Here is a 22,564-nt window from a genome sequence, read left to right on the forward strand (position 1 = left end):
GGCAATCCCTATACTTCCGGCACTTCGAAAGCCGCCCGGAATCGCAACATGCCCCCCCTCCATCCGCGCACCCAGCCGCTTCACGCGGCGGTCTACGCCGCTCTTTTCAGCCTCCCGGTGACGGGCGCCCATGCGGATGAAAGCCGCCTGGAAACCGTGGAAGTGCGGGCCCGGCAATTGCAGTCGGACCTGCTGCGGCAGCAGGCACTGACCCCTGGCGGTATCTCGCTGGTCGACGGTGAAGAGCTGTACCAGCGCAATGTCGGCAACCTGGCGGACATGCTGCGCTACACTCCCGGTATCTGGAGTGACAGCAATAACGGCGGAGACAGCGTATTCATCTCCAGCCGCGGCTCCAACCTGGACGCCACGGATTACGACTCCAACGGCATCAAGCTGCTGCAGGACGGACTGCCGGTAACCACCGCCGACGGCAATAACCACAATCGATTTATCGACCCCCTGGCAGCCCGCTATGCCAGCATCGCGCGCGGCGCCAACGCCCTCACCTACGGCGCCTCCACACTCGGCGGCGCCATCAACTTCCAGAGCCCCACCGCTCGCGATACGGCCCCGGTACAGGCTTTCCTGAGTGGCGGCAGTGACGGCCTGCTAAACGCCCGCGCCAGCATTGGCGGCGTCAGCGACAACGGTCTGGACGGGTTGCTGACCGTGGAACACAAGGCCTTCGACGGCTACCGCGAGCACAGCAGCCAGCGCCGCGACGGCCTGTATGCCAACACCGGCTGGCAGTTCAGCGAGCGCGGCGAGACCCGCATCTACTTCACCTGGCTGGACAATGAGAACGAACTGCCCGGGAACCTGAGTGCCGAACAGCTCGAGGAAGACCCGGACCAGGCCACTGAGGACGCCCGGCGCGGCGACTATGCCTGGAATGTAGAGAGCTGGCGCCTGGCCAACATTACGCGGTGGCAGCTGAGCGACAACAGCGATCTCTCCTTCGGCCTGTCCTGGGAAGAGCAGGCCCTGTACCACCCCATCGTCGACGTGGAAGTCGACTTCGACGGGCCCGGCCCAATGCCGCCGACCCAGGTTTTCAGCCTGCTGATCGACACCGACCACCGCAATGCCGGCGCCAATGCCCGCTACAACCTGCGCGCCGGCAATCACGATCTGCTGTTTGGCATCGACTTCGGCGACAACAAGGTGACAGGCGGCAACTACAGCCATAGGGGCGGCGAGCGCACCCGCCTGGATACCCGGGTGGACAACTCGGCTCGCAGCGTGGAAGCCTTCGCCGTGGATCGCTGGCAGTTCGCCAGCGACTGGACCCTGGTCTACGGCCTCCAGGCCCTGTGGACGGAACGGGAAATCTGGAACCAGAGCGTGGCCAGCGACGCGGTGCGCAACCCCGAGGGGGACTACGACAACGTCAACCCGCGCCTCGGCCTGATCTACGATGTCAGCGACAGTATCGCCCTGTTCGCCAATCTCAGCCGCACCTACGAGGCGCCCACCAACTACGAGCTGGAGGACGACGCCAGCGCCAGCAACGCACTGCTCGACGCCATGCGCGGCACCGTGCTGGAAGTGGGCAGCCGCGGCCAGCAAGCCATCGGCACGCACAGCAACTGGCACTGGGACGTAGCTCTCTACTACGGCGCTATCAACGACGAGATTCTCTCGGTTGACGATCCGGCCGCTCCCGGCACCAGCCTGTCGGCCAACGTGGACAGCACCGTTCACGCCGGCATCGAAGCCCTGGTCGGCGGCAACTTCGCCCTCGATAACGGCGGCGTGCACAGCCTGCAACCCACCCTGAGCTTCACGCTGAACGAGTTCAGCTTCGACGACGATGCCGTCTACGGCGACAACCAGTTGCCGGCGGCGCCGGGCTACGCCCTGCGCGGCGAACTGCTGTACCGCCACGCCAGCGGTTTCTACGTCGGCCCCACCTTCGATGTCATCGACGAGCGCTATGCCGACTTCGCCAATACCTACAAGGTCGACAGTTACGAATTGCTGGGGCTGCGGGCCGGCTTCAGCCGCGACCGCTGGGAACTCTTTGCCGAACTGAAGAACCTGCTGGACGAGGACTACATCGCCACCGTGAAGGTGCGTGACGTGGCGGCGGCGGATGCACCGGTACTGGCGCCAGGGGCGCCCCTGTCGGCCTTCGCCGGGGTGCGGTTTGCCCTGTGAGTGATTCCGACAACTGCGCGCGCCAGCAGCGGGCGCGCTACCACCTGGCCTGGCGCTGGCACTTTTACGCCGGGCTGGTGGTTCTGCCCTTTCTACTGATCCTGGCCGCGACCGGCCTGGTAATGGTGTACAACAGTTCGCTGGCATCCCCCAGCGGCCCAGTTCTCAGCGTAGCGCCCGCTGACACAGTGCATGACGCATCCGCCCTGCTGTACAGTGCGCAACGGGCGGTGCCCGACGGACGGGCGACGCAGTACGCACCGCCGGCCAACTCCCAGGCAACGGCTCAGGTGGTGTTCGATACCGCACAGGGCGCCGTTGTGGCAGACCTCGACCCCTACCGCAACACGGTATTGCGCCTCGCCAACCGCGACCGGAGCGTTTACGCTTGGGCCCACCGCATCCACGGCACCCTGCTGCTGGGCGAGGTCGGGGATTTTATTATTGAGACCGTTGCCGGACTGACCCTGTTATTGGTGGTGACCGGGCTCTACATGTGGTGGCTGCGCCGCGACAGCAGCTCTGGCGGCCGGCGCGCATCCTGGCTGCGCTGGCATCGCAGCTCCGGACTCTACGCCGCGCTGGGCTTGCTGTTCTTCCTCCTCTCCGGACTCGCCTGGACCAATGTCTGGGGCGGCAAAATGGTGCAGGCATGGGGATCGTTCCCGGCCGAAAAATGGGGTCCTGTCGGACTCTCGACCGACACCCACAGCGCCATGAACCACGGCAGCCAGCGCGAGGTGCCCTGGGGACTGGAACAAACGCCCATGCCGGCCTCCCACGTTGGTCATGCCCGGACTCCCCTCCCCCTCGCCGAGGTTCAGGCCCGTGCCGAAGCACTGGGCTTCGGCCCCCGTTACCGCATCAACCTGCCGGCCGACAGCGAGGGCGTGTACACCCTGAGCGCCAATACCATGAGCGGTGACATCCGCGACCCGCGGCATGAGCGCACCGTCCACCTGGATCAGTACAGCGGCGAGGTTCTGGGGGAAGTGGGCTTTGCCGACTACTCCCTGCTGGCCAAGAGCATGGCGGCCGGTGTCGGGCTGCACCAGGGCAGCCTGGGGCCGCTCAACAGCGCTTTCAACGCCCTGGCCTGCCTGGTGGTGATCTTCCTCTGCTTCAGCGGCGCATGGATGTGGTGGTTGCGCCGGCCCTCTCGCGTCAGCGGGCTGCGTGCGCCGCCGCGCCCCCTGCCGCCCCCCGGACGCAACGGCATGGCGCTGATACTGCTGCTGTGCGGACTGGCCTTCCCGCTGCTCGGCCTGGCCCTGCTGACAGGAATTGCGCTGGACCGCCTTTACCTGCGCAGAAAGGAACTGCTGCCACAGTCGCGCTGAAGTGCCCCGGGAGTAGCCCTGCCCCCCATTCGCCGGTGGCGTCAGCCTGACTATACTTGAGCGCAGGCAACAGGGAGGTTCCCATGAAGACTGGCAATACCGTTTTCACTATCTTCGCCGTGATAGGCCTGCTGGCAGTGGCGGGGGCAGTGTGGATGTTCCTGAACACGCGGGAGTTCATCGCCAACGCCGCAAGCGCCGAGGGCACCGTCATCGAACTGGTGCGCTCCCGCTCATCGGACTCGACCACTTACCGCCCGGTAGTGACCTTCACCAGCGCAGATGGCAGGGAGATCGAGTTCACTTCAACTTCCGGCAGCAACCCGCCGGCCTTTCACCGCGGCGAGCGGGTCACAGTGCTGTACCGGCCCGAGGCACCCGAGACGGCACGTATCGGAAGTTTCTTTTCCCTGTGGGGGCTGGAGTTGATCTTTGGCGGCATCGGCAGCCTCTTCGTACTGATCGGCGGCGGCGCGCTCGCATTCCAGGTGTACCGCAAGCGCCTGCACCAACATCTGCGCCGGCATGGCACGCCCGTCAAGGCCGAACTGCAATCAGTAACGCTGGACTCGTCCTACGAAGTAAACGGCCGCAACCCCTACCGGATTCACGCCCAGTGGCAGGATCCGCACTCGCGCCAGGTCTACGTATTCAGCAGCGAGCCCATCTGGTACGACCCGAGCGAGTTCGTGACCTCAGAAGTGATCGCGGTTTATATCGAGCGGGGCGACCCTTCCCGCTATTACATGGATACGTCCTTCCTGCCGCCAGCGGGCGACACCTGAAAACAGGTGCGATACACCTCAGGACAGGCGGATGGGGTTGTCCGCCAGCATCCGTTCCCGGGCGCGCCGGACAATGGCACGCTTTTCTTCCGGGCTGGCCATGAACCAGTCGGTAATTTCCGCGGCGCTGCGGTAGCAGCCGAGGCAGACATCCTCACTGTTTAGCACGCACACGGAAATACAGGGAGATTTGGGCTCGCCCTCGCTCACGCCTGCTCCCTTAATAGAGCCTTAAAGTTGGCGGCATTGCTCACATAGTGTTTGGCATTCAGCTGCAGCATGGCGATGGCGTCCTCGCCCAGCGCCTTCTTGATTTTGGCCGGGGCCCCCAGGACCAGACTGCCATCGGGGATCTCCATGCCCTCGGTGACCAGGGCGTTGGCGCCGATCAGGCAGTTTTTGCCGACTTTCGCGCCGTTCAGCACCACCGCACCAATCCCCACCAGCGAACCGTCGCCAATCTGGCAGCCGTGCAGCATGGCGTTGTGGCCCACCGTGACATTGTCGCCCACCACGCAGGGAAAGCCGGGATCGGCGTGTACCACGGTACCGTCCTGAATGTTGCTGCCGGCGCCAATCTCGATGCGCTCGACATCGCCCCGCAGCACACAGCTGAACCAGACACTGGCGCTATCCTTGAGGATCACATCGCCAATAACCGCGGCGGTCGGCGCGATAAAGTGGCCGTCGCCCTCCAGCGTGACCTGCTTGTCACCCAGTGCATATTTCACGGCAAATCCTCCCAGTTGCGTTTCAGATCGAGCCCGGCATCGTAGACCAGGTTGGCAATGCGGGCCAGCACAGCAGCGGTGACGCCCCAGACATTGTCATCGCCAACCTGGTAGTGGGGCACGTAAACCTCGGTGCTGCCGTAGGGCATCCGCTCCAGGCGATAGCCCTCGCGGCCATCGAATTGGCGCAGCGGCGGCATAAAGGCGCTGTCGAATTCCGATGGGTCCACCTCCGGTATGATCGTCGCCGGGATCAAGCCGATGCAGGGCAGCACCTCAAAGTGCGAACGCGTCAGCAGGGACGGCATCTGGGCGACCGGACGCACCGCCCCCGGCGCCAGCGCCACCTCTTCCTGCGCCTCGCGCAACGCCGTATCCCAGGGGCTGCGATCAATTGCCTCGCGCTTGCCGCCGGGGAAGGCGACTTCGCCCGGGTGCAGGGGCAGATGGTTGGCGCGTCGCCCGAGAATGACCCGCGGCTCCGCTTCGTCGGTCAGGGCGACCAGGACCCCGGCCTGCCGGCCACTGCCCTGCCAGGGGGCATCGCTGACCGGAAAGGCCTGCGCCAGCGGTCGCAGAAGTGCGGCGGCAACGCTCATTCAGCTTTCGAACTCCGTCACCAACTGCAGCACATCAAAGGCCGGCTCCTCGTATGGGTGGGCCAGGCGCAGGGCGGCGATAACACCGCGGATACAGGTATCGTCGACCACCAGTTCCACCCTGTACTCGCTGACCTGTTCCAGCTTGTCGCTCTCACCGATAAAGGGATTGGCGCCCGCCAGGGGACGAAACTGCCCCTGCCCCGCTACCTGCCAGCAGCACCGGTCGTAATCGCCGATGCGCCCGCCTCCGGCCTCGAAGACCGCCTGCTTGACCGGTTCGAGGTGGGACGCCGGAACATAAAAGCACAGTTTGTACACCGCTATACCCCCTCCGCCTGACCGGCATAGAACTCGGCTGCGTAGTCATCCAGTTGCTGCGCCTCAATGGCCGCGCGAATCCCGGCCATGTGCTGCTGGTAGAAGTGCAGGTTGTGAATGGTGTTGAGCTGGGAACCGAGGATTTCGTTGCACTTGTCCAGGTGGTGCAGATAGGCCCGGCTGAAGTTCTGGCAGGTATGGCAGCTGCAGTTTTCATCCAGCGGCAGGGTGCTGGTTTTGTGGCGGGCGTTGCGCAGCTTGAGCTGGCCTTTGGAGGTAAACAGGTTGCCGTTGCGGGCATTGCGCGTGGGCATCACACAGTCGAACATGTCGACACCGCGACGCACGCCTTCCAGCAGGTCCGCCGGGGTGCCCACGCCCATCAGGTAGCGCGGCTTGTCGGCGGGCAATAGCGGCTGCATCACATCCAGCACCGCCATCATCTCCTCTTTCGGTTCGCCCACCGACAGGCCGCCGATGGCGTAGCCGTCAAAGCCGATGTCGGTCAGGCCGGCCAGGGATTCGCCGCGCAGCTGCGCGTACATGCCGCCCTGCACAATACCAAACAGGGCTGCCGGGCTCTCACCGTGCGCGGCCTTGCTGCGAGCGGCCCAGCGCAGGGACAGTTCCATCGAGTCGCGCGCTTCCTTTTCCGTTGCCGGATAGGGCGTGCACTCGTCAAAGATCATCACGATATCGGAGCCCAGGCTGCGCTGGATGGCCATCGACTTTTCCGGGTCCAGGAAGACCGGCGAACCGTCCACCGGGGACTGGAACTTCACGCCGTCCTCGGTGATTTTGCGCATGTCCCCCAGGCTGAATACCTGGAAGCCACCGGAGTCGGTGAGGATGGGGCCGGACCAGCCCATGAAATCGTGCAGGTCGCCGTGCTGCTCAATAATGTCGGTGCCCGGACGCAGCCACAGGTGGAAGGTATTGCCGAGAATGATCTGGGCACCGATCTCGTGAATATCCCGGGGCAACATGCCCTTCACCGTGCCGTAGGTGCCCACCGGCATAAAGGCCGGAGTTTCCACTGCACCGCGGGGGAAGGCCAGGCGGCCGCGGCGCGCCGCGCCGTCGTCACCCAGGCGTTCAAACTGCATGTGGCACTGGCGGCTCATGACAGCCTCCCTGATTCCGGCCCGGCGGTGATAAACATGGCGTCTCCGTAACTGAAAAAGCGGTAGCGCTCGGCGATAGCCTCGCGGTAGGCGGCAAGAATGCACTCGCGCCCGACAAAGGCGCTGACCAGCATCAACAGGGTGGACTCGGACAAGTGAAAGTTGGTGACCATGGCGTCCACCGCGCGGAAGCGGTATCCGGGGTAGATGAAAATGTCCGTGTCGCCGCAATAGGGCTGGGGCTCCCCGCTTGCCTGGCTGGCGGTCTCCAGCGAGCGCACCGCCGTGGTGCCCACAGCAACCACCCGGCCACCCCTGCGGCGTGTTTCCGCGACCGCTTCGCACGTCTCCGCGCTGACCTCGAGGTACTCGGCGTGCATCGGGTGGTCCTCGATGTTTTCTTCGCGCACCGGCTGGAAGGTACCCGCCGCCACGTGCAGGGTGACAAAGGCCCTGCGAACGCCCCGCGCCTCGATCGCCGCCAGCAGTTCATCGCTGAAGTGCAGGCCCGCAGTGGGCGCGGCCACAGCGCCCTCGCGCTCGGCGAACACCGTCTGGTAGCGGCCCTGGTCCTCGGCGTCGTCGGGGCGCTCGATATAGGGCGGCAGGGGCATGTGGCCGATCACCTGCAGAATTTCGCTGAGAGGCTCCCCCTCCGGTGCCTTGAGGGCGAAGAGTGCTCCCACCCGTTCGGTGACTTCCAGACTGAAGGGGCCGGGTTCGCCGCCGGGCTCCGTCGACAGCAGAATGCGGCTGCCGGGTTTGGGCGATTTGCTGCTGCGGATATGGGCCAGTGCGGTGTCGATACCGGTGAGGCGCTCGATCAGGATTTCCAGTCGCCCGCCGGTCTCCTTCTGGCCCCACAGGCGCGCGGGAATCACCCGGGTATTGTTGAACACCAGCAGGTCGTCCGGGCGCAATTGCGCCAGCAGGTCGGGGAACTGACGGTGTGCGAGTTCGCCGCTGGCGCCATCAAGGCACAGGAGCCGGCTGGCGCTGCGCTCTGCCAGCGGATGCTGGGCGATCAGTTCCGGCGGCAGGTGGTAGGTGAAGTCACTGCGTTTCATACAAAACCGGTGTTCAAAGACGAAAAAGCCGGCACGGGGCCGGCTCTCATGATAGCGCGAAAGCCCTTACTCAGCGGCTTCTTCAGCACCTTCTTCTGCGGCAGTTTCTTCGGCCGGCGCTTCTTCCTCAGCGGGCTTCTCGGCCGGAGCGGTCAGCTTGATCAGGCCTTCAGCCAGCAGGATGCGGGCTTTCTCTTCGCCGTTGACGGGCTTCTTCGCCGCGTCTTTCACCGCGTAGCGCTCGTCGCCACGCTGGAAAATGCTGTATTCGTCAGTCTTCTTAACCAGTTTCATAGCCATGTTGTTTCTCCTTGGGTACTCATAACGGGCCGCCTGGCAGCAGCCCGCCCTTTTCCGCCATGGGCGGGACGGCGCGGAGTTTACAGGGAATTCCGAGCCAGGTTAAGGGCTGGTGATTGCAGTTTGGACGGCGGTTGCTATAATCGCGCGCTTCCCCGGGGCGCCCCACCGCCCCAACTCCTGTGCCGGAGTGGTGAAATTGGTAGACACAGGGGATTCAAAATCCCCCGCCCTTAAAAGCGTGCCGGTTCGAGTCCGGCCTCCGGTACCACACTATTTCGCGCGGCACGCTTGCGCGTACCGGCCGAAATGTCGGACCATCGAGTCCGGCCTCCGGTACCACACTATTTCGCGCGGCACGCTTGCGCGTACCGGCCGAAATGTCGGACCATCGAGTCCGGCCTCCGGTACCACACTATTTCGCGCGGCACGCTTGCGCGTACCGGCCGAAATGTCGGACCATCGAGTCCGGCCTCCGGTACCAACCTCTTGAGCATGGAGCGCTTCAGGCTCCGGGCTTCACGGCCCCGGGCCCCGCAATCTCCATCGCCTTCTGATACGCCGGCCGTGCCGTGACACGTTCCACATAGGCTTTAGTAGCCGGCAGGCTGTCGTTAATCTCCCGCGCCCCAAGCATGCCCAGTGAGGTCAGGTTGAAGATCGACATGATGTCGGCGCAGCTGAATTCCGGCCCGCCCAGGTAATCGGACGCTGCCAGGCGCTCTTCCAGCGCGCGGTAGAGGCCGTCTTCGCGGCGTTGGGTGGTAGTGAGGATCAGGCTGGCGGGGTCCGCTTCCTGACCTGCCGCCATCTTCACGAACAGCGCGGTCTGCAGGTTGTTGTTGAACTGCATCCAGAACAGGTAGTGGGGATAGTCGGGGCTGTCGGGCGATACCGACAGGCGGCCGCCGCCGTGACGCCGGGAGATGTACTCCACAATCGCCGTGGACTCCGCCAGCACCAGGTCGCCATCGGTGATGATGGGCGCGGTGCCCGCGGGGTGCAGGCTGCGGTACTCCGGCGGCGCCAGGAAATCCTCGCCGCGGTCGTACCACTTCAGTTCGTAGGGCAGGCCGAGCTCTTCCATCAGCCACACAATCCGGTCGGACTGCGATACACCGAGATGGTGAATAGTGATCATCGAAACCTCCTGGTTCTGGAAAACACTGTTTACGGTCACCGCGACCATCCAGATCACCCGCCATGACGATTATCTACAGGGAAAGCTGGCCGGCCGCAGTTTGGCCGCTCACGCCTACGCCTTACGCCGCACCAGTTTCGCGGTGGACGTGGAGCGGGCGGACACCTCGCCCGCGCCGTTGATCAGGGTACCTTCGAGGAAGGCGGTACTGCCACCCAGCTTGACGACTTTGCCGAAAGCTTTTACTGGCCCCGCCAAAGTTGGTGCGAGAAAGCTGACCTTGATCTCCAGCGAGGGCAGCGCGGCAATGTCGCTGGCCATCATGAAGGCGGCGTTGGCCATGGCAGCGTCCAGCATCACTGTCACGTTGCCCCCCTGCACCACGTTCACTGAGTGGCAGAACTGCTCGGATACCTCGAAGTGCATCTCGCACTCCCCTGCCTCCGGGTTTATGTCGGCAACCTGGCCGTTGAGTACTTTGATACAGGGGGGAAGCAATTCATTGATCTGTGCGATGCGGGCCGCCTTGTCCATCCGGATTCCTTAACATTATTCGGGCGAAAGCCGGGGATCATAGCACTGGCCCCGAAAGCACCTCCAGCCGCAGCGGTTTCACCAAAACCGGCCATTGCGCAGCAGGCTGCGTATCGGCGCACTACAGTGACAGTGAGCCAACGGAATGGAGAATGCGAACTGTGAAAAAACCGACATGGATGCTGGTATCACTGTGGGTGCTACAGGGCCCGGCGGCACTGGCGGAAGACCCGGAGCTGAAAGCCTGTCAGCGCCTGAAGAACAGCATGGACAGCTACGAGACGAAGCGGCGCAGTGGCGGCTCCGCCGCCCAGATGGACCGCTGGAAGCGGGCGCGCCAGGAGAAAAAGGACGAGTACGACCAGCGGCGCTGCCGGCAGTACCGGGGGCAATTGAAGTAGGCCCGGCTAAAGGATGGAAGGGAAGGATGCGTAGACGCAGCACTTGGAGCGACGCTCCCGGGGCATAGCCACCGCTTGTGGTTCCCGGGGGACTGTGGTGAGCTGGCCGACAATCCCTAACACTTCGGAACTGCCATGCTCAAGGTCCTCAAGATCGGCACACTGATCCTGCTGGCGGCGCTGCTGTTACTGATCGTTGGCCTGAACCTCTGGGGCGCCGCCACCCTCGGCCACTACACACCCGGCGCCGACACGCCCCGCAATGCCGAAGCCAACCGCGTCGTGATGGTGTTTGGCGCCACCGGCTCGGTGGGCGACGGCCTGCTGAAGGCGGCAATGCAGGACCCGCAGGTGGACACCCTCTACGCGGTGACCCGCCGCCTGTCACCGCGGCTGGAAGCCGGACAGGCCACCGGGCGGGTACAGGTGATCCTGCACGAGGACTTTACCGACTATCAGGCCATGGGGGACATTCTGGCCACGGTGAACACCGTGATGTGGGGGCTGGGCACCACCTCCATCGGGATGGACCCGGAAACTTACCGCCACATTCACGAAGACTTCCCCGTTGCCTTCGTCGAGGCCTGGCTGGCAGCACGCACAGCCGCGCCGATGGCCTTCCACTACGTGACCGGCATGGGCACCGGAGAAAATGAAAGCGCCCGGTGGGCGCAAGACAAGGGTCGCGCGGAACGCCGGGTGGCGGAAATGGCCGAAGGCACCGGGCTGCGCACCTATGGCCATCGCTCGGCCTGGATTCGCCCCACCGAGGAAAATGCCCACCCGGGCATCTACCTGCTGGAGCCGCTACTGAAACCCGGCCACCTGGTGATCCGTGCTGTCGACCTCGGGCGCGCCATGCTGGAGATCAGCGCCCGCGGCGACGAGATACCCAATGGCGCCCTGATCGACAACCGCGATGCACTGGAATATGCCGCCGCCTACCGCCGTCACGCGGGGCTGGACTGACACGCCCGGAGCTGTATCAACCGGCCGCCAGGCGTCGCAGTACATAGTGCAGAATACCGCCGTTCTCGTAGTAGGCGTACTCGTTGGGCGTGTCGATGCGCACCCGGGTGGCAAAGGTCAGTTCTTCGCCGTTGCTGCGGGTCACCGTGACGGTTACCTCCTCCTGCCCCTTGGCAACGGCCGGAATGGCAAAGGTTTCGCTGCCATCCAGTTCGAGGCTGTCGGCGCTGTCATCCCCCAGGTACTGCAGCGGAAGAATACCCATACCCACCAGGTTGGAGCGGTGAATACGCTCGTAGCTGCGGGCGATCACCGCGCGAATACCCAGCAGGGACGGCCCCTTGGCCGCCCAGTCCCGGGATGAGCCAGTGCCGTACTCGGCGCCCGCCAGCACCACCAGCGGAATGCCCTGCTGCTGGTAGGCCATGGAGGCGTCGAAGATGGATTCCTGCTTGCCGTTGAGGAAGTTGGTGGTCCAGCTGCCCTCGGTGCCGGGGGCCAGCTGGTTCTTCAGGCGCACGTTGGCGAAGGTGCCGCGCATCATCACTTCATGGTTGCCGCGGCGCGAACCGTAGGAATTGAAATCCTTCACATCCACGCCCTCGGCCTGCAGGTACTGGCCGGCGGGGCTGTCGGCGGCGATGGCGCCGGCGGGGCTGATATGGTCGGTGGTCACGCTGTCGCCCACCTTCACCAGGCAGCGGGCGCCGTTGATGGCAGTCACCCCCGGTTCGGTAGTGGCGATGCCCTCGAAGAAGGTCGGTTTGCGTACATAGGTGGAATCCGGCCAGGGGTAGCGCTCGCTGCCATCCACCGGCAGTGCATTCCAGTCCTCATTGCCGCTGTAAACATCGGAGTACTTGTCGCGGAACATCGCGGTATCGAGGGCTCCGGCAAGAATGCCGTTGATCTCTTCGCTGCTCGGCCAGATGTCGGCCAGGTAGACCGCCTTGCCGTCCGGGCCAGCCCCCAGCGGCTCCTTGTAGAGGTCGATATCCATACGCCCGGCGATGGCGTAGGCCACCACCAGCGGCGGCGACGCCAGGTAGTTGGCGCGTACATCCTGGTGGATGCGGCCCTCGAAGTTGCGGTTGCCAGACAGCACCGAAGTCGCCAGCAGGTTGCCGGCGCGAATGGCGTCGGTGATGTCGTCAGGCAGCGGGCCGGAGTTGCCGATACAGGTGGTGCAACCATAGCCCACAACGTAGAACCCCAGTGCCTCCAGGTCGTCCATCAGACCGGTTTTCTCCAGGTAGCCGGTAACCACCTTGGAACCCGGAGCGAGGCTGGTTTTCACCCAGGGCCTGGCCTGCAGGCCCAGCGCCCGGGCCTTGCGCGCCACCAGGCCGGCGGCGATCAGTACGGCGGGGTTGGAGGTGTTGGTGCAACTGGTGATGGCGGCGATCACCACCGCGCCATGGCGCAGTTCAAAACTGTCCTCGCCGCGCTCGACGTGTACCCCCTTGAGGGCTTCCTTGTGCTCGTCGAGCTGACCGCCCTCGTCCTCCCAGCCCTCTTCAGGTTCCGGCACCAGAGCCAGTTCATCAAACTCACGCAGCACGTTTGTGAAGCTGGATTTGCTCTCGGTGAGGGGAATACGGTCCTGGGGGCGTTTGGGACCGGCCAGCGAAGGTACCACCTCGCCGAGCTCGAGTTCCAGGGTGGCGCTGTAGCGGGCCACCGGCGAACTGTCATCGTGCCACAGGCCCACCGCCTTCATGTAGTCTTCCACCAGCGCGCGCTGCTGCTCGTCGCGGCCGGTGAGCTCCAGGTAATCCAGGGTGCGCTGGTCCACCGGGAAGATGCCGCAGGTGGCGCCGTACTCCGGGGCCATGTTGGCGATGGTGGCGCGGTCCGCCAGGGTCAGGTGCTTGAGACCGGGGCCGAAAAACTCGACAAACTTGCCCACCACGCCGTGCTCGCGCAGCATCTGGGTCACCGTCAGCACCAGGTCGGTCGCAGTGGCGCCCTCCGCCATTTGGCCATCCAGGCGGAATCCCACTACCTGGGGGATCAGCATGGTCACCGGTTGGCCGAGCATCGCAGCCTCGGCCTCGATACCGCCCACACCCCAGCCCAGCACACCCAGGCCGTTGATCATGGTGGTGTGGGAGTCGGTGCCCACCAGCGTGTCGGGATAGGCCACGGGCTGGCCGCCCTGCTCCCCGGCGAACACACCGCGCGCCAGGAACTCGAGGTTCACCTGGTGCACGATGCCAGTGCCGGGGGGCACCACGCGGAAGTTGCTGAAAGCCTCCTGCCCCCAGCGCAGGAAGCGGTAGCGCTCCAGGTTGCGCTGCAATTCGATGTCGGTGTTCTGGCTCAGGGACTGCTCGCTGCCGTAGTGATCCACCATCACCGAGTGGTCAATCACCAGCTCCACCGGCGACAGCGGGTTGATCTGCCCCGCGTTACCGCCCAGTTCCACCATGGCGTCGCGCATCACCGCAAGGTCGACAATGGCCGGCACCCCGGTAAAGTCCTGCAGCAATACCCGGGCCGGGACGAAGGCGATCTCCTGATCCGGCTCCGCTGTCGGATCCCAGTTCACCAGCGCTGCCACATCCTCATCGGTGACGTAGTCCTCGGCGCCGTGGCGCAGCAGGTTTTCCAGCAGGATTTTCAGGGAGAATGGCAGGCTATCCACATCGCCAAGCGATGAGAGATGTTGCATAGGGTAGATGGTGAACTCGCGACCGGCGCTGGTGAGGGTAGCGGCTTTGCTGTGGCGGGTACTCATGACAGTCTCCGTAGCGACAGGTTAAACACCGGGTGTCGTGGCACCCGTTTCCCCCTCACTATAGCAGTTGCGCGGCGCCGTGGGTGCGAACAGCGGCCGCGGGCGACACGGCTCAGTAGCGCCAGAAGGCGGGAACCAACAGCGCCAGTACAGTGAAATATTCCAGCCGGCCGATAATCATTGCCGCCGACAGCAGCCAGATGCCGGTATCGCTCACTACCGCGAAATTGCTGCCCACCTGCCCCAGCCCTGGCCCCAACACGTTGAGACAGGCGGCCACCGCGGAGAATGCAGACAACAGGTCGAGGCCGGTGCCCATCAGCGCCAGCGTGAACAGCAGGCTGCTGGCGGCGACAAAGGAAAAGAAGGCCATCACGGCGTGGCGGATATCCGGCGCCACAATCTGGCGCTGAAAGCGGATTTCCTTGACCGCGGCGGGGTGCAGCAGCCGCATGGTATCGCTGCGCACTGTCTTGAAGGCGATGATGTTGCGGATGAATTTACTGCCGCCGGCGGTGGAGCCGGCACAGCCACCCAGATAGCCCGCCAGGATCAGCGCCACCGGGGCAGCCACCGGCCAGCTGGTCAGATCCTGATCACCGAAGCCTGTGCTGGTGATAAACGACACCAGGTGGAAGGTGGCGAAGCTCAGGGCCTCCCAGAAGCCCTGGTAGCGCTGGTGCCACAGCAGGTACAGCGCCAGCAGCAGGGAGATCGCCGCCACACTCAGCAGGAATACCCGGGTCTCCTCGTCGCGCCAGTAGCGGCTCAACTGGCGGGTCTGCAGAATGCGATAGTGCAGGCCGAAGCTGATCGCCCCCAGCAACATGAAGACATTGGCGATATTGAGGATCAGGTGGCTGTCGAAGTGACCGAGGCTGGCATCGTGGGTGGAAAAGCCCCCGGTGGATACCGTGCTCAGGCTGTGGGCAATGGCATCAAAAACGCTCATACCACCGAGGAAGAAAGCCAGCGCGCAGCCCAGCGTGATCAGGATGTATACCAGCCACAGGCTGTGGGCGGCGTGAGTTATCCGCGGCGACAGCTTGTCGTCCTTTACCGGGCCGGAGGTCTCCGCCTTGAGCAGGCGCATGCCGCCCACGTTCAACATCGGCAGCACCGCCACCACGAAGATCACCACGCCGAGCCCGCCCATCCACTGCAAGAACTGGCGATACATCAGAAAGGTGGCGGGCAAGTCGTCGAGACCGCTGAGGATAGTGGCGCCAGTGGTGGTCAGGGCGCTGACCGATTCGAACACGGCATCGGTAAAACTCACGCCGGTGACGGCCCTGATCGGCAGCGCCCCCAACACCCCGGTGAGTACCCAGGTCAGGGTGGCGAACACCAGCGCATCGCGATAGGAAATCTGGTGGATGCGGGTGCGCAGTACCAGGTGCAGGACGCCGGCCGCCAGCAGGGTGAGGCCGCCGGGGATAAGGAAGGACTCGGCGATGCTGTCATCGTGCAGCACCAGCGCCACCGCGCCGAACAGGAATTGCACTGCGCCCATCCACAGGGCGGGCATGGCGAGGAGCCTGAGCGTATTGGGGGTATTCACCATCCCGTCGGGGGCTTCCGGTCAGTCCGGCCGCCAGGCGCGCCGGGTGAAGGGTTTGGGGCAGTATACTTGCTTGCGTACTGTGCCAGAATAGGCGGCAGTCAAAAGCCAAGCGGAATGGAGGGCGCCGATGAACGCGCTGCAGCAATTTACCCTGGGCGTGGTCGAGGTCCTCGCGGTGATTATCGCCCTGGCGGTGACCTTCGGCATCCTGACACTGCTCTGGATGTACGTGGTCGATGTCACCCAGACCCGCCACGCCATCCGCCGCAACTACCCGGTTATCGGCCGCTTTCGCTACTTTTTCGAGCACCTCGGGGAGTTCTTCCGCCAGTACTTTTTTGCCCTGGACCGGGAGGAACTGCCCTTCAACCGGGCCCAGCGCAGCTGGGTCTACCGCGCGGCGAAAAATATCGATTCCACCGTGGCCTTTGGCTCCACCATGCCCCTGAACCAGCCCGGGGACATCCTCTTTCTGAACAGCCTGATTCCGCCGCTGGAAGAAGACATCAAACCCCGCAGCCATCTCAGCTTCGGCGCCGGCTATGCCCGCACGCCCTACACCACCGATGCTTTTTTCAATGTTTCCGCCATGAGCTTCGGCGCCCTCTCGCAGCCGGCGATAAGGGCCCTGTCGCGCGGCGCCGCCAAAGCAGGTATCTGGCTCAACACCGGCGAGGGCGGGCTGGCGCCCTATCACCTGGAGGGCAACTGCGACGTGGTGTTCCAGATTGGCACGGCCAAGTACGGGGTGCGCGACGAACACGGCCGCCTCAGTGACGAACGCCTGCGCCACATCGCCGGGCACGAACAGGTGCGCATGTTCGAGATCAAGCTGTCCCAGGGCGCCAAGCCGGGCAAGGGCGGCATTCTGCCGGGCGTCAAGGTTACCGAAGTCATCGCCTCCACCCGCGGCATTCCCGTGGGGGAGGATTCCATCAGCCCCAACCGGCACCGGGAAATCCATACGATCGACGACCTGCTGCACCTGATCCACCACGTGCGCGATGTCACCGGCAAGCCGGTGGGCATCAAGGCCGCGATTGGCCAGACCGCCTGGCTGGACGAGTTCTGCCAGCGCATCCACGACCTGGGGCTGGAATACGCCCCTGACTTTTTCACCGTGGACAGCGCCGACGGCGGCACCGGGGCCGCGCCCCAGAGCCTGATGGACCTGATGGGCCTGCCGGTGCGACGCAGCCTGCCCATCGTGGTAAACAAACTGGTGGAGTACGGCCTGCGCCAGCGCGTGCGAGTGATCGCCTCGGGCAAGATGGTCAACCCGGCCGGGGTCGCCGCGGCCCTCTGCCTGGGCGCCGACTGCGTCAATTCGGCCCGCGGTTTCATGTTTGCCCTGGGCTGCATCCAGGCGCTGCAGTGCAATCGCAACACCTGCCCCACCGGCGTCACCACCCACAATCCGGAGTTGCAGAAAGGGCTGGACCCCACCAACAAGGCCGAGCGCGTGGCCCACTACGCCCGCAACCTGATGCACGAGGTGGAGATCATCGCCCACTCCTGCGGCGCCACGGAGCCGCGCCTGCTCAATCGCAGTCACGCCCAGATCATCAGCGAGCGCGGTTTGCCGGAGCCGCTGATGGACTATTATCCCCTGCCCGAAATACGCGCCGAATACCGCGCCAGCGCCAGCCAGAGCTAGGACGCTGCCAGAAACTCGCTGCCCAGCGCCTCGCAGGCATCCAGCAGTGCCTGCAAATCGCGCCAGCGCGTGCGGTGGTTGGTGATAGCCACGCGAATGGCCGCCGAACCGTTGATTACGGTAAAGGACGGCGCGGCAATGCCCCGGCACTGCAGCTCCACCACAATGCGGCGGTTCAGCTGATCCAGCACCGGCGCGGTAAGGCCAGCCGCGCGGTAGCGAAAACAGACAATATTCAGCGACACCGGCGCCAGCAACTCCAGGTGTTCGCTGACGGCCACTGCCTCCCCCAGTTTCCCGGCCTGCAGGCAATTGCGGTGGATTGCCCGGCCCAGCTTTTCGATGCCCATTTCCCGCAGCTGGAACCACACGCCGAGGGCGGCGAAGCCCCGCGACAGTTCCAGCCCGAAGTCGTTGGGCCAGGGAGTGCCGCCGGCAATGCCCTGGCGTTCTCCCTGCAGGTAGGCGTGGGAAGTCTGGAAGGTCTGGCGGTGCAGTTCGCCGTCGGCCACCAGCAGGCAACCGACCGAATAGCCCACATGCATCCACTTGTGGAAGTCGAAGGCGATGGAATCCGCCGCCTCGATACCGGCCAGTCGCGGCCGCAGAACCTCGGAAAGCATGCACAGCGCGCCGAAGGCGCCGTCGACGTGATGCCACAGGCCGTAGTCCGCGCACAGGGCATTGATAGCCGGCAGATCGTCAATGGCGCCGGTATTGACACTGCCCACCGACGACACCACGGCAAAGGGCTGTAGACCGGCCGCGACATCCTCCGCCACGCAGCGCGCCAGGGCGTCGACATCCATGCTGAAATCCGCGGCCACCGGCACGCTGCACAGGGCCTGGCTGCCAAGGCCCATCATCTCCAGGGCCTTATCCACCGAAACGTGGGCCTGGGCGCTGGTGTAAACCCGCAATCCCGGCATCACCGCGTTGCCGCCGCGACGCACCTCTCCGGCGGTAGCGCGCTGGCGGGCGATGGCGAGCCCGAGCAGGGTCGCGGTGGACGTGCCACTGCAGATCATGCCGCTGGAACCGGCCGGCAGGCCGAACAGCGACTGCATCCAGCCCAGTACCTGGCGCTCGAGATAGATGGGGGCGTGATCGCGGCCGCCCATGTTGGCGTTGATGGACGCTGTCAGCATCTGCGCCACAATGCCGCTGGCGGTGCCAGTGCCATTCACCCAGCCCCAGAAGCGGGGATGGATATTGCCCAGGGTATAGGGCAGAACCCGCTCTTGCAGTTCCGCTACCAGTTCCGGCAGTGGCGCGCCCGCCACGGGCAGGGGGGCATCCGTGCGCTTCGCCAACTCCGGTAACTCCTGCCACACGCCCTGGGTCGGGCGCTCGCGCACATGATCCAGCGCCACATCGAGGGCGGCGTGGGCCTGCTCGCGAAAGCTCGCCCAATCGGCGGGGTCCAACAGGGAGGGGGCGTCAATATCGGGGGTATCGGGTGTATGGGGAGTATCTGGCGTCATCACAACATCACGGTCGACCCGCGAGCGAACACGGACGGCACCACAGGCCCTATGAGCCTGTGCGCTGTCTGCAGGTTACTGCTGTTGCTGCTGAACTTCCTCGCGCTTGGCGTCCTGGATGTTCTGCAGGTTCTGGCGATAGGCCTCGACAACCTTGTCGATACCGCTGCCGTTCAGGCCGCCACTATTGCCGGCAAAGGCGTAGGTGGTGTACACGCCGGAAGCGGTCATCAGGGCGGCGGAGATCAGCCGGGTGGGCACCCCTTCGTTCTTCATGGTATTGGCGAGATCGATAAATCGCTGCATGCTTTTCTGGTGCTGTTCGGCTTCTTCTGGGGTTGCCATGGCTCGGCCCTCGTTGTCTGGAGTGAATGGCTGCCAATTCTAGCACTCACCGCCCCCTGCTGTGGAGGCGGCGTCGACCAGGGCGCGAAACAGGTTGAGATGCGCCGTGCGGGTGGGCAGGTACTCCGGGTGCCACTGCACCCCTTTGAGAAAACGCCGCCCGGGCGATTCCACGGCCTGTACGAAACCGTCGAGGTCGCGGCCGCTAACCACCAGCCCCTCCCCCAGGCGGTCAATCGCCTGGTGGTGCAGGCTGTTGATACGCAGGCGGCGGGCACCGAGAATGCCCTCCAGCGCCGAGTCCGGCTCCACCAGCAGGGTTTTGCGCGCCAGCGGCGTGCGGCGGTTGGAAGTGCGCCTGCGCAAAGGCCGCAGATCCGGCAGCAGGCTTCCACCCAGTACCACATTCAACAACTGCGCCCCGCGGCAGATACCCAGTACCGGCAGATCCGCCGGCAGTGCGGTCTCCAGCACGGCAATCTCGAAGCGGTCGCGTTCCGGGTTCATCGGAGCCCGCTCCGGATCGTGAGGCAGGTAGAGACCGGGGTCGATATCGTCACCGCCGCTGATAATGACACCGTCGAGGGCCTCAACCCCGTCGCGCCGCGGTGTCATCCGCACGGCCCGGGCCCCACAGCGCCAGAGGGCCCAGCGGATGAACCACCAGGCCACCGGCAGGTGACCGTCGGCGCCGGTGACGCCGATCAGTGGCCGCTGCACAGGCGATGCGCCCTGCCCGCTCGCAATTACAGCAACTCCGGCAACAGCCAGCGGCTCATCGCTTGCGGCCAGTCGTGAAACAGGCCGCCGGCGGGGGCATCGAAGTGCCGGCGATAGGCGCGGCAGACCAGCGCCAGGCGACGCTCATCGCAGGCCAGTGTTTCCACCTGCAGCCAGTTGCGCCAGGGTGAAGCGAGGCTCCAGCTGCCCTCGTCGATCTGGCAGTTGGGCAGGCGGTAATGCAGGGTGGGCCGGCTGCCGACGCGCCCGTCTGTCACCGCCCTCTTCACCCGTTCGGCGTCCAGGTAGGTGAACAGCGGCAGCAGGTCCAGCGCCCGGTTGCGGGTGGCATTGTGAGCCAGGTAGTCGTCGATCAGGGTCGGCAGGTCCGGCGCGTAGTCGGCGTCCAGCACCCGCACTACGTATTTGCGCGGGAAGGGAGCAATATAAGGCGTGATACGACGGCTGAGATCCACCTCCTCCCGTTCAAGCAGCCACTCATAGAGGCAGAGGAAGCTCCGCAGATAGGCGAGAATGGTGGTGGCACTCAAGTCCGGCAATTCCGGGTTGAGGTGCAGGCCAAAGGCGTAGACAGCGGCGTGCCGGGTACCTTTGGCGCCGGCCTCACGCAGGCGCTGCAGCAGCGCACCCAATCGCCACAATTCCTGCATGGGGATCGGCGGGCTGACCACCTCATGGGGTACCAGCTGTTCGGCGACCAGCTTGAGCAGGGACTCTCCCAGTTGCTCCAGCTCGCTCTCCTCAGCCAGATTCCGTTCCCTCCCCAACTGTTTCAGGTAGGCGTAATCCAGCTCCAGGCCAAAGCTGCCGAGACTGGTGTTGTGGAGCTTCTGTTCATAGGCGGAGACCACCTCCGCCTCGCCACCCAGTTCCGCCAGCATCAGGCCGGCAATGCGCTCGATATCCAGCCCGGAAAACTCCAGCTCAACGCCCACACGCCGCGGCTTACCCTCCTGCGTAAGGGTCTTTGGCGGCATCGGCCACAGACCGGCCCGATAACTGTTGTCGTCGCTGCTTTTCACGTAGCATCCTCGCCCAAGCCGTTCCCGGCACTACCACTGCAAAGTCACTTTTACTATACACGCCGGAGTTCCCATGCTGCGATACCTACTGCTGACCCTCACCCTGATTGCACTGCACAGCCACGCGGGGGAGTCACTCCTGCTGACCAATGTGCAGGTCGTGGACGTGGAACAGGGCCGCCTGTTGCAGCGCGACGTGCTGCTGGAAGGCGGCCGAATCGCCGGGTTGCGGCAACCCGCTGCGCCTGCGGTAGCGGAGCGTACACTCGACCTCGGCGGGCGCTACCTGATCCCCGGCCTGTGGGACATGCACGTACATTTCGAGGGCACTGACCTGGTAGAGGACAACGCCCTGCTGCTGCCACTCTACCTCGCCTACGGCATCACCGCGGTGCGCGACGCTTCCGGCAGCCTGGCCGGTACCGTGCTGGACTGGCGCCGGGAAATTGCCGCCGGTGAGCGGCTGGGGCCGCGCATTTTCACCTCCGGGCAGAAGTTCGAGGGTGTGGATTCCCTGTGGGAAGGCGATCGCGAAATCGCCGACCGGGCGCAAATGCTGGCGGGGATGGATGAACAGCAGGCGCTTGGTGTCGACTTCATCAAAATCACCGAAAACACCCTGCCGCCGGCGCTGTTTCTGGAAACGGTGGCCGAAGCCCACCGCCGCAGTCTGCTGGTATCCACCCATGTGCCGCTGGGCCTGGGCATTTTCGAGCTGGCCGCCGCCGGTGTCTCCAGCATCGAGCACGCCAGCTACCTGCTGCGCCTGGGCAGCGCTGACGAGGAAGATATCGCCCGCGCCGTGCGCGCGGGAGAGTTGGGCGCCGACGACGCCAACGCCCGCTACGACCGCGACTTCAACCAGGCCACTGCCAATGCCGCCTACGCTCGCCTCGCCGCCCTCGACGTCGCCGTCACCCCCACCCTGATCGGAGGCCGGCAGTTGGCCTGGCTGGATGAGACCGACCACAGCGACGATGCCTTCCTGCGCTATCTGACCCAGCAGTTCACCGCCAAATACCAGTGGCGCATTGGGCGCATGGCCGGGGAGACCGCGGCCCAGCGCGCTGCCCGCAAGGAGCGCTATCGTCTCATCGCCGCCCAGCTACCGCCCCTGCAAGAGGCCGGCGTAACACTGCTGGCGGGCAGCGATTCCGCGGCGCTCAACACCTATGTCTACCCGGCCCAGGCCCTGCACGACGAGTTGGCGCTGTTCGTGGAGGCCGGACTAACGCCGCTGCAGGCCCTGCAGGCGGCCACCATCAACGGCGCGCGCTTTATGCGCCTCGGCGACGACTATGGCAGCATCAGCCCCGGCAAGCGGGCCGACCTGGTGGTGCTGGAGGAGAATCCACTGGAAGACATCGCCGCTACACGCGCAATACACAGCCTGATCCGGGGCGGCGAAGTCTTTGACCGCGCGGCTCTCGATGGAATGCTGGATGCGGCCGCGGCGCGCAAGCAGGCGCTGGAAACGGGGCGGCAGTAAGTCAATGACTACTCGGGGATTTGAGCAGTCACTCAGGTTTTGCTGCG

At 64.8% G+C, this 22,564-nt stretch carries 22 protein-coding genes and 1 tRNA gene; 8 read left to right on the plus strand and 15 right to left on the minus strand.

Translation table 11 applies throughout. The annotated features are described in order from the left end of the window. The first annotated feature begins 48 nt into the window (after positions 1 to 48). From FVW59_RS10980 to FVW59_RS10990, 3 genes are all read left to right on the plus strand, one after another. Positions 49 to 2,163, plus strand: a complete 2,115-nt coding sequence (locus FVW59_RS10980; RefSeq protein WP_148064331.1) for a TonB-dependent receptor family protein — start codon at positions 49 to 51, stop codon at positions 2,161 to 2,163. Continuing rightward, complete coding sequence (locus FVW59_RS10985; protein ID WP_148064333.1) at positions 2,160 to 3,503, plus strand: PepSY-associated TM helix domain-containing protein; 1,344 nt, start codon at positions 2,160 to 2,162, stop codon at positions 3,501 to 3,503. Before FVW59_RS10980 ends, FVW59_RS10985 begins: the two co-directional genes overlap by 4 nt. A gap of 83 nt (positions 3,504 to 3,586) precedes the next feature. Next, positions 3,587 to 4,288, plus strand: a complete 702-nt coding sequence (locus FVW59_RS10990; RefSeq protein ID WP_148064335.1) for a DUF3592 domain-containing protein — start codon at positions 3,587 to 3,589, stop codon at positions 4,286 to 4,288. A gap of 18 nt (positions 4,289 to 4,306) precedes the next feature. Here the strand turns inward: FVW59_RS10990 and FVW59_RS10995 are convergent, their stop codons facing one another. The 7 genes from FVW59_RS10995 to FVW59_RS11025 all read right to left on the minus strand — a co-directional run bounded on the left by FVW59_RS10995 (position 4,307) and on the right by FVW59_RS11025 (position 8,430). Further along, positions 4,307 to 4,498 carry a DUF1289 domain-containing protein gene (locus FVW59_RS10995; protein WP_148064336.1) on the minus strand — a complete coding sequence of 64 codons (192 nt, stop codon included), beginning with the start codon at positions 4,496 to 4,498 and terminating at the stop codon, positions 4,307 to 4,309. Continuing rightward, the gene (locus FVW59_RS11000) at positions 4,495 to 5,019 is read right to left on the minus strand and encodes a gamma carbonic anhydrase family protein (protein ID WP_148064338.1); all 525 of its coding nucleotides are present in this window, start codon (positions 5,017 to 5,019) and stop codon (positions 4,495 to 4,497) included. Before FVW59_RS11000 ends, FVW59_RS10995 begins: the two co-directional genes overlap by 4 nt. Next, positions 5,016 to 5,618 (minus strand): NUDIX hydrolase, encoded by a 603-nt coding sequence (locus tag FVW59_RS11005; RefSeq protein ID WP_148064340.1) that lies wholly within the window; start codon positions 5,616 to 5,618, stop codon positions 5,016 to 5,018. Before FVW59_RS11005 ends, FVW59_RS11000 begins: the two co-directional genes overlap by 4 nt. Next, positions 5,619 to 5,939, minus strand: coding sequence for a YqfO family protein (locus FVW59_RS11010; protein WP_148064342.1), 321 nt, complete (start codon positions 5,937 to 5,939; stop codon positions 5,619 to 5,621). Positions 5,940 to 5,941: 2 nt separating this feature from the next. Then, complete coding sequence (gene tgt, locus FVW59_RS11015; RefSeq protein WP_148064530.1) at positions 5,942 to 7,045, minus strand: tRNA guanosine(34) transglycosylase Tgt; 1,104 nt, start codon at positions 7,043 to 7,045, stop codon at positions 5,942 to 5,944. 14 nt (positions 7,046 to 7,059) lie between these two features. Then, on the minus strand, positions 7,060 to 8,130 hold the full coding sequence (gene queA / locus FVW59_RS11020; protein ID WP_148064344.1) for a tRNA preQ1(34) S-adenosylmethionine ribosyltransferase-isomerase QueA: 1,071 nt from the start codon (positions 8,128 to 8,130) through the stop codon (positions 7,060 to 7,062). Positions 8,131 to 8,196: 66 nt separating this feature from the next. After that, positions 8,197 to 8,430, minus strand: a complete 234-nt coding sequence (locus FVW59_RS11025) for a hypothetical protein (RefSeq protein WP_187275849.1) — start codon at positions 8,428 to 8,430, stop codon at positions 8,197 to 8,199. Between the two features lie 184 nt (positions 8,431 to 8,614). On the opposite strand from FVW59_RS11025, the gene FVW59_RS11030 reads away from it, so the two are divergent. Further along, positions 8,615 to 8,701: transfer RNA gene (locus tag FVW59_RS11030), tRNA-Leu, on the plus strand. A 234-nt stretch (positions 8,702 to 8,935) separates the two neighbouring features. Here the strand turns inward: FVW59_RS11030 and FVW59_RS11035 are convergent. Both FVW59_RS11035 and FVW59_RS11040 read right to left on the minus strand, forming a co-directional pair. Next, the gene (locus tag FVW59_RS11035; protein ID WP_148064346.1) at positions 8,936 to 9,571 is read right to left on the minus strand and encodes a glutathione S-transferase family protein; all 636 of its coding nucleotides are present in this window, start codon (positions 9,569 to 9,571) and stop codon (positions 8,936 to 8,938) included. Positions 9,572 to 9,685: 114 nt separating this feature from the next. Next, positions 9,686 to 10,105, minus strand: a complete 420-nt coding sequence (locus tag FVW59_RS11040; protein ID WP_148064348.1) for a PaaI family thioesterase — start codon at positions 10,103 to 10,105, stop codon at positions 9,686 to 9,688. A gap of 161 nt (positions 10,106 to 10,266) precedes the next feature. Here FVW59_RS11040 and FVW59_RS11045 point away from each other — a divergent pair, with 161 nt between their 5' ends. Next, complete coding sequence (locus FVW59_RS11045; protein WP_148064350.1) at positions 10,267 to 10,506, plus strand: hypothetical protein; 240 nt, start codon at positions 10,267 to 10,269, stop codon at positions 10,504 to 10,506. A 135-nt stretch (positions 10,507 to 10,641) separates the two neighbouring features. Then, positions 10,642 to 11,475, plus strand: coding sequence for a Rossmann-fold NAD(P)-binding domain-containing protein (locus FVW59_RS11050; RefSeq protein WP_148064352.1), 834 nt, complete (start codon positions 10,642 to 10,644; stop codon positions 11,473 to 11,475). Positions 11,476 to 11,491: 16 nt separating this feature from the next. Here FVW59_RS11050 and acnA read toward each other — a convergent pair whose 3' ends face one another. Together acnA and FVW59_RS11060 are read right to left on the minus strand one after the other, a co-directional pair. Further along, entirely contained in the window at positions 11,492 to 14,215 is a 2,724-nt protein-coding gene (gene acnA, locus FVW59_RS11055; RefSeq protein ID WP_148064354.1) for an aconitate hydratase AcnA, read from the minus strand. 112 nt (positions 14,216 to 14,327) lie between these two features. Then, complete coding sequence (locus tag FVW59_RS11060) at positions 14,328 to 15,743, minus strand: TrkH family potassium uptake protein (protein WP_246139706.1); 1,416 nt, start codon at positions 15,741 to 15,743, stop codon at positions 14,328 to 14,330. 163 nt (positions 15,744 to 15,906) lie between these two features. On the opposite strand from FVW59_RS11060, the gene FVW59_RS11065 reads away from it, so the two are divergent. Further along, a complete protein-coding gene (locus FVW59_RS11065) occupies positions 15,907 to 17,436 on the plus strand; it encodes an FMN-binding glutamate synthase family protein (protein ID WP_148064358.1) in 1,530 nt (509 codons plus the stop codon). Here the strand turns inward: FVW59_RS11065 and FVW59_RS11070 are convergent. The 4 genes from FVW59_RS11070 to FVW59_RS11085 form a co-directional block, all read right to left on the minus strand. Next, a complete protein-coding gene (locus FVW59_RS11070; RefSeq protein WP_148064359.1) occupies positions 17,433 to 18,920 on the minus strand; it encodes a pyridoxal phosphate-dependent decarboxylase family protein in 1,488 nt (495 codons plus the stop codon). The two genes, FVW59_RS11065 and FVW59_RS11070, sit on opposite strands and share 4 nt — an antisense overlap. 75 nt (positions 18,921 to 18,995) lie before the next feature. Next, on the minus strand, positions 18,996 to 19,265 hold the full coding sequence (locus FVW59_RS11075) for a DUF3144 domain-containing protein (RefSeq protein WP_246139707.1): 270 nt from the start codon (positions 19,263 to 19,265) through the stop codon (positions 18,996 to 18,998). Between the two features lie 39 nt (positions 19,266 to 19,304). Further along, entirely contained in the window at positions 19,305 to 19,985 is a 681-nt protein-coding gene (locus FVW59_RS11080) for a gamma-glutamyl-gamma-aminobutyrate hydrolase family protein (protein WP_148064361.1), read from the minus strand. Between the two features lie 26 nt (positions 19,986 to 20,011). Beyond that, positions 20,012 to 21,028: an amidoligase family protein gene (locus FVW59_RS11085; protein ID WP_222711477.1), complete on the minus strand. Its 1,017-nt coding sequence runs from the start codon at positions 21,026 to 21,028 to the stop codon at positions 20,012 to 20,014. A gap of 73 nt (positions 21,029 to 21,101) precedes the next feature. Between FVW59_RS11085 and FVW59_RS11090 the strand changes: the two genes are divergently transcribed. Continuing rightward, positions 21,102 to 22,517: an amidohydrolase family protein gene (locus tag FVW59_RS11090; RefSeq protein ID WP_148064363.1), complete on the plus strand. Its 1,416-nt coding sequence runs from the start codon at positions 21,102 to 21,104 to the stop codon at positions 22,515 to 22,517. The last annotated feature ends 47 nt before the right edge of the window (positions 22,518 to 22,564 follow it).

This window comes from Parahaliea aestuarii, assembly GCF_008064635.1.
In the GTDB taxonomy this organism is placed as follows: domain Bacteria; phylum Pseudomonadota; class Gammaproteobacteria; order Pseudomonadales; family Halieaceae; genus Parahaliea; species Parahaliea aestuarii.

What these genes read in the sequence shown, in the direction of transcription:
- FVW59_RS10980 (WP_148064331.1), top strand. Translation starts at nt 49, where the DNA reads ATGCCCCCCCTCCATCCGCGCACCCAGCCGCTTCACGCGGCGGTCTAC.
- FVW59_RS10990 (WP_148064335.1), top strand. Translation starts at nt 3,587, where the DNA reads ATGAAGACTGGCAATACCGTTTTCACTATCTTCGCCGTGATAGGCCTG.
- FVW59_RS11005 (WP_148064340.1), bottom strand. Translation starts at nt 5,618, where the DNA reads ATGAGCGTTGCCGCCGCACTTCTGCGACCGCTGGCGCAGGCCTTTCCG.
- tgt (WP_148064530.1), bottom strand. Translation starts at nt 7,045, where the DNA reads ATGCAGTTTGAACGCCTGGGTGACGACGGCGCGGCGCGCCGCGGCCGC.
- queA (WP_148064344.1), bottom strand. Translation starts at nt 8,130, where the DNA reads ATGAAACGCAGTGACTTCACCTACCACCTGCCGCCGGAACTGATCGCC.
- FVW59_RS11025 (WP_187275849.1), bottom strand. Translation starts at nt 8,430, where the DNA reads ATGGCTATGAAACTGGTTAAGAAGACTGACGAATACAGCATTTTCCAG.
- FVW59_RS11035 (WP_148064346.1), bottom strand. Translation starts at nt 9,571, where the DNA reads ATGATCACTATTCACCATCTCGGTGTATCGCAGTCCGACCGGATTGTG.
- FVW59_RS11040 (WP_148064348.1), bottom strand. Translation starts at nt 10,105, where the DNA reads ATGGACAAGGCGGCCCGCATCGCACAGATCAATGAATTGCTTCCCCCC.
- FVW59_RS11050 (WP_148064352.1), top strand. Translation starts at nt 10,642, where the DNA reads ATGCTCAAGGTCCTCAAGATCGGCACACTGATCCTGCTGGCGGCGCTG.
- acnA (WP_148064354.1), bottom strand. Translation starts at nt 14,215, where the DNA reads ATGAGTACCCGCCACAGCAAAGCCGCTACCCTCACCAGCGCCGGTCGC.
- FVW59_RS11060 (WP_246139706.1), bottom strand. Translation starts at nt 15,743, where the DNA reads ATGCCCGCCCTGTGGATGGGCGCAGTGCAATTCCTGTTCGGCGCGGTG.
- FVW59_RS11065 (WP_148064358.1), top strand. Translation starts at nt 15,907, where the DNA reads ATGAACGCGCTGCAGCAATTTACCCTGGGCGTGGTCGAGGTCCTCGCG.
- FVW59_RS11070 (WP_148064359.1), bottom strand. Translation starts at nt 18,920, where the DNA reads ATGACGCCAGATACTCCCCATACACCCGATACCCCCGATATTGACGCC.
- FVW59_RS11075 (WP_246139707.1), bottom strand. Translation starts at nt 19,265, where the DNA reads ATGGCAACCCCAGAAGAAGCCGAACAGCACCAGAAAAGCATGCAGCGA.
- FVW59_RS11090 (WP_148064363.1), top strand. Translation starts at nt 21,102, where the DNA reads ATGCTGCGATACCTACTGCTGACCCTCACCCTGATTGCACTGCACAGC.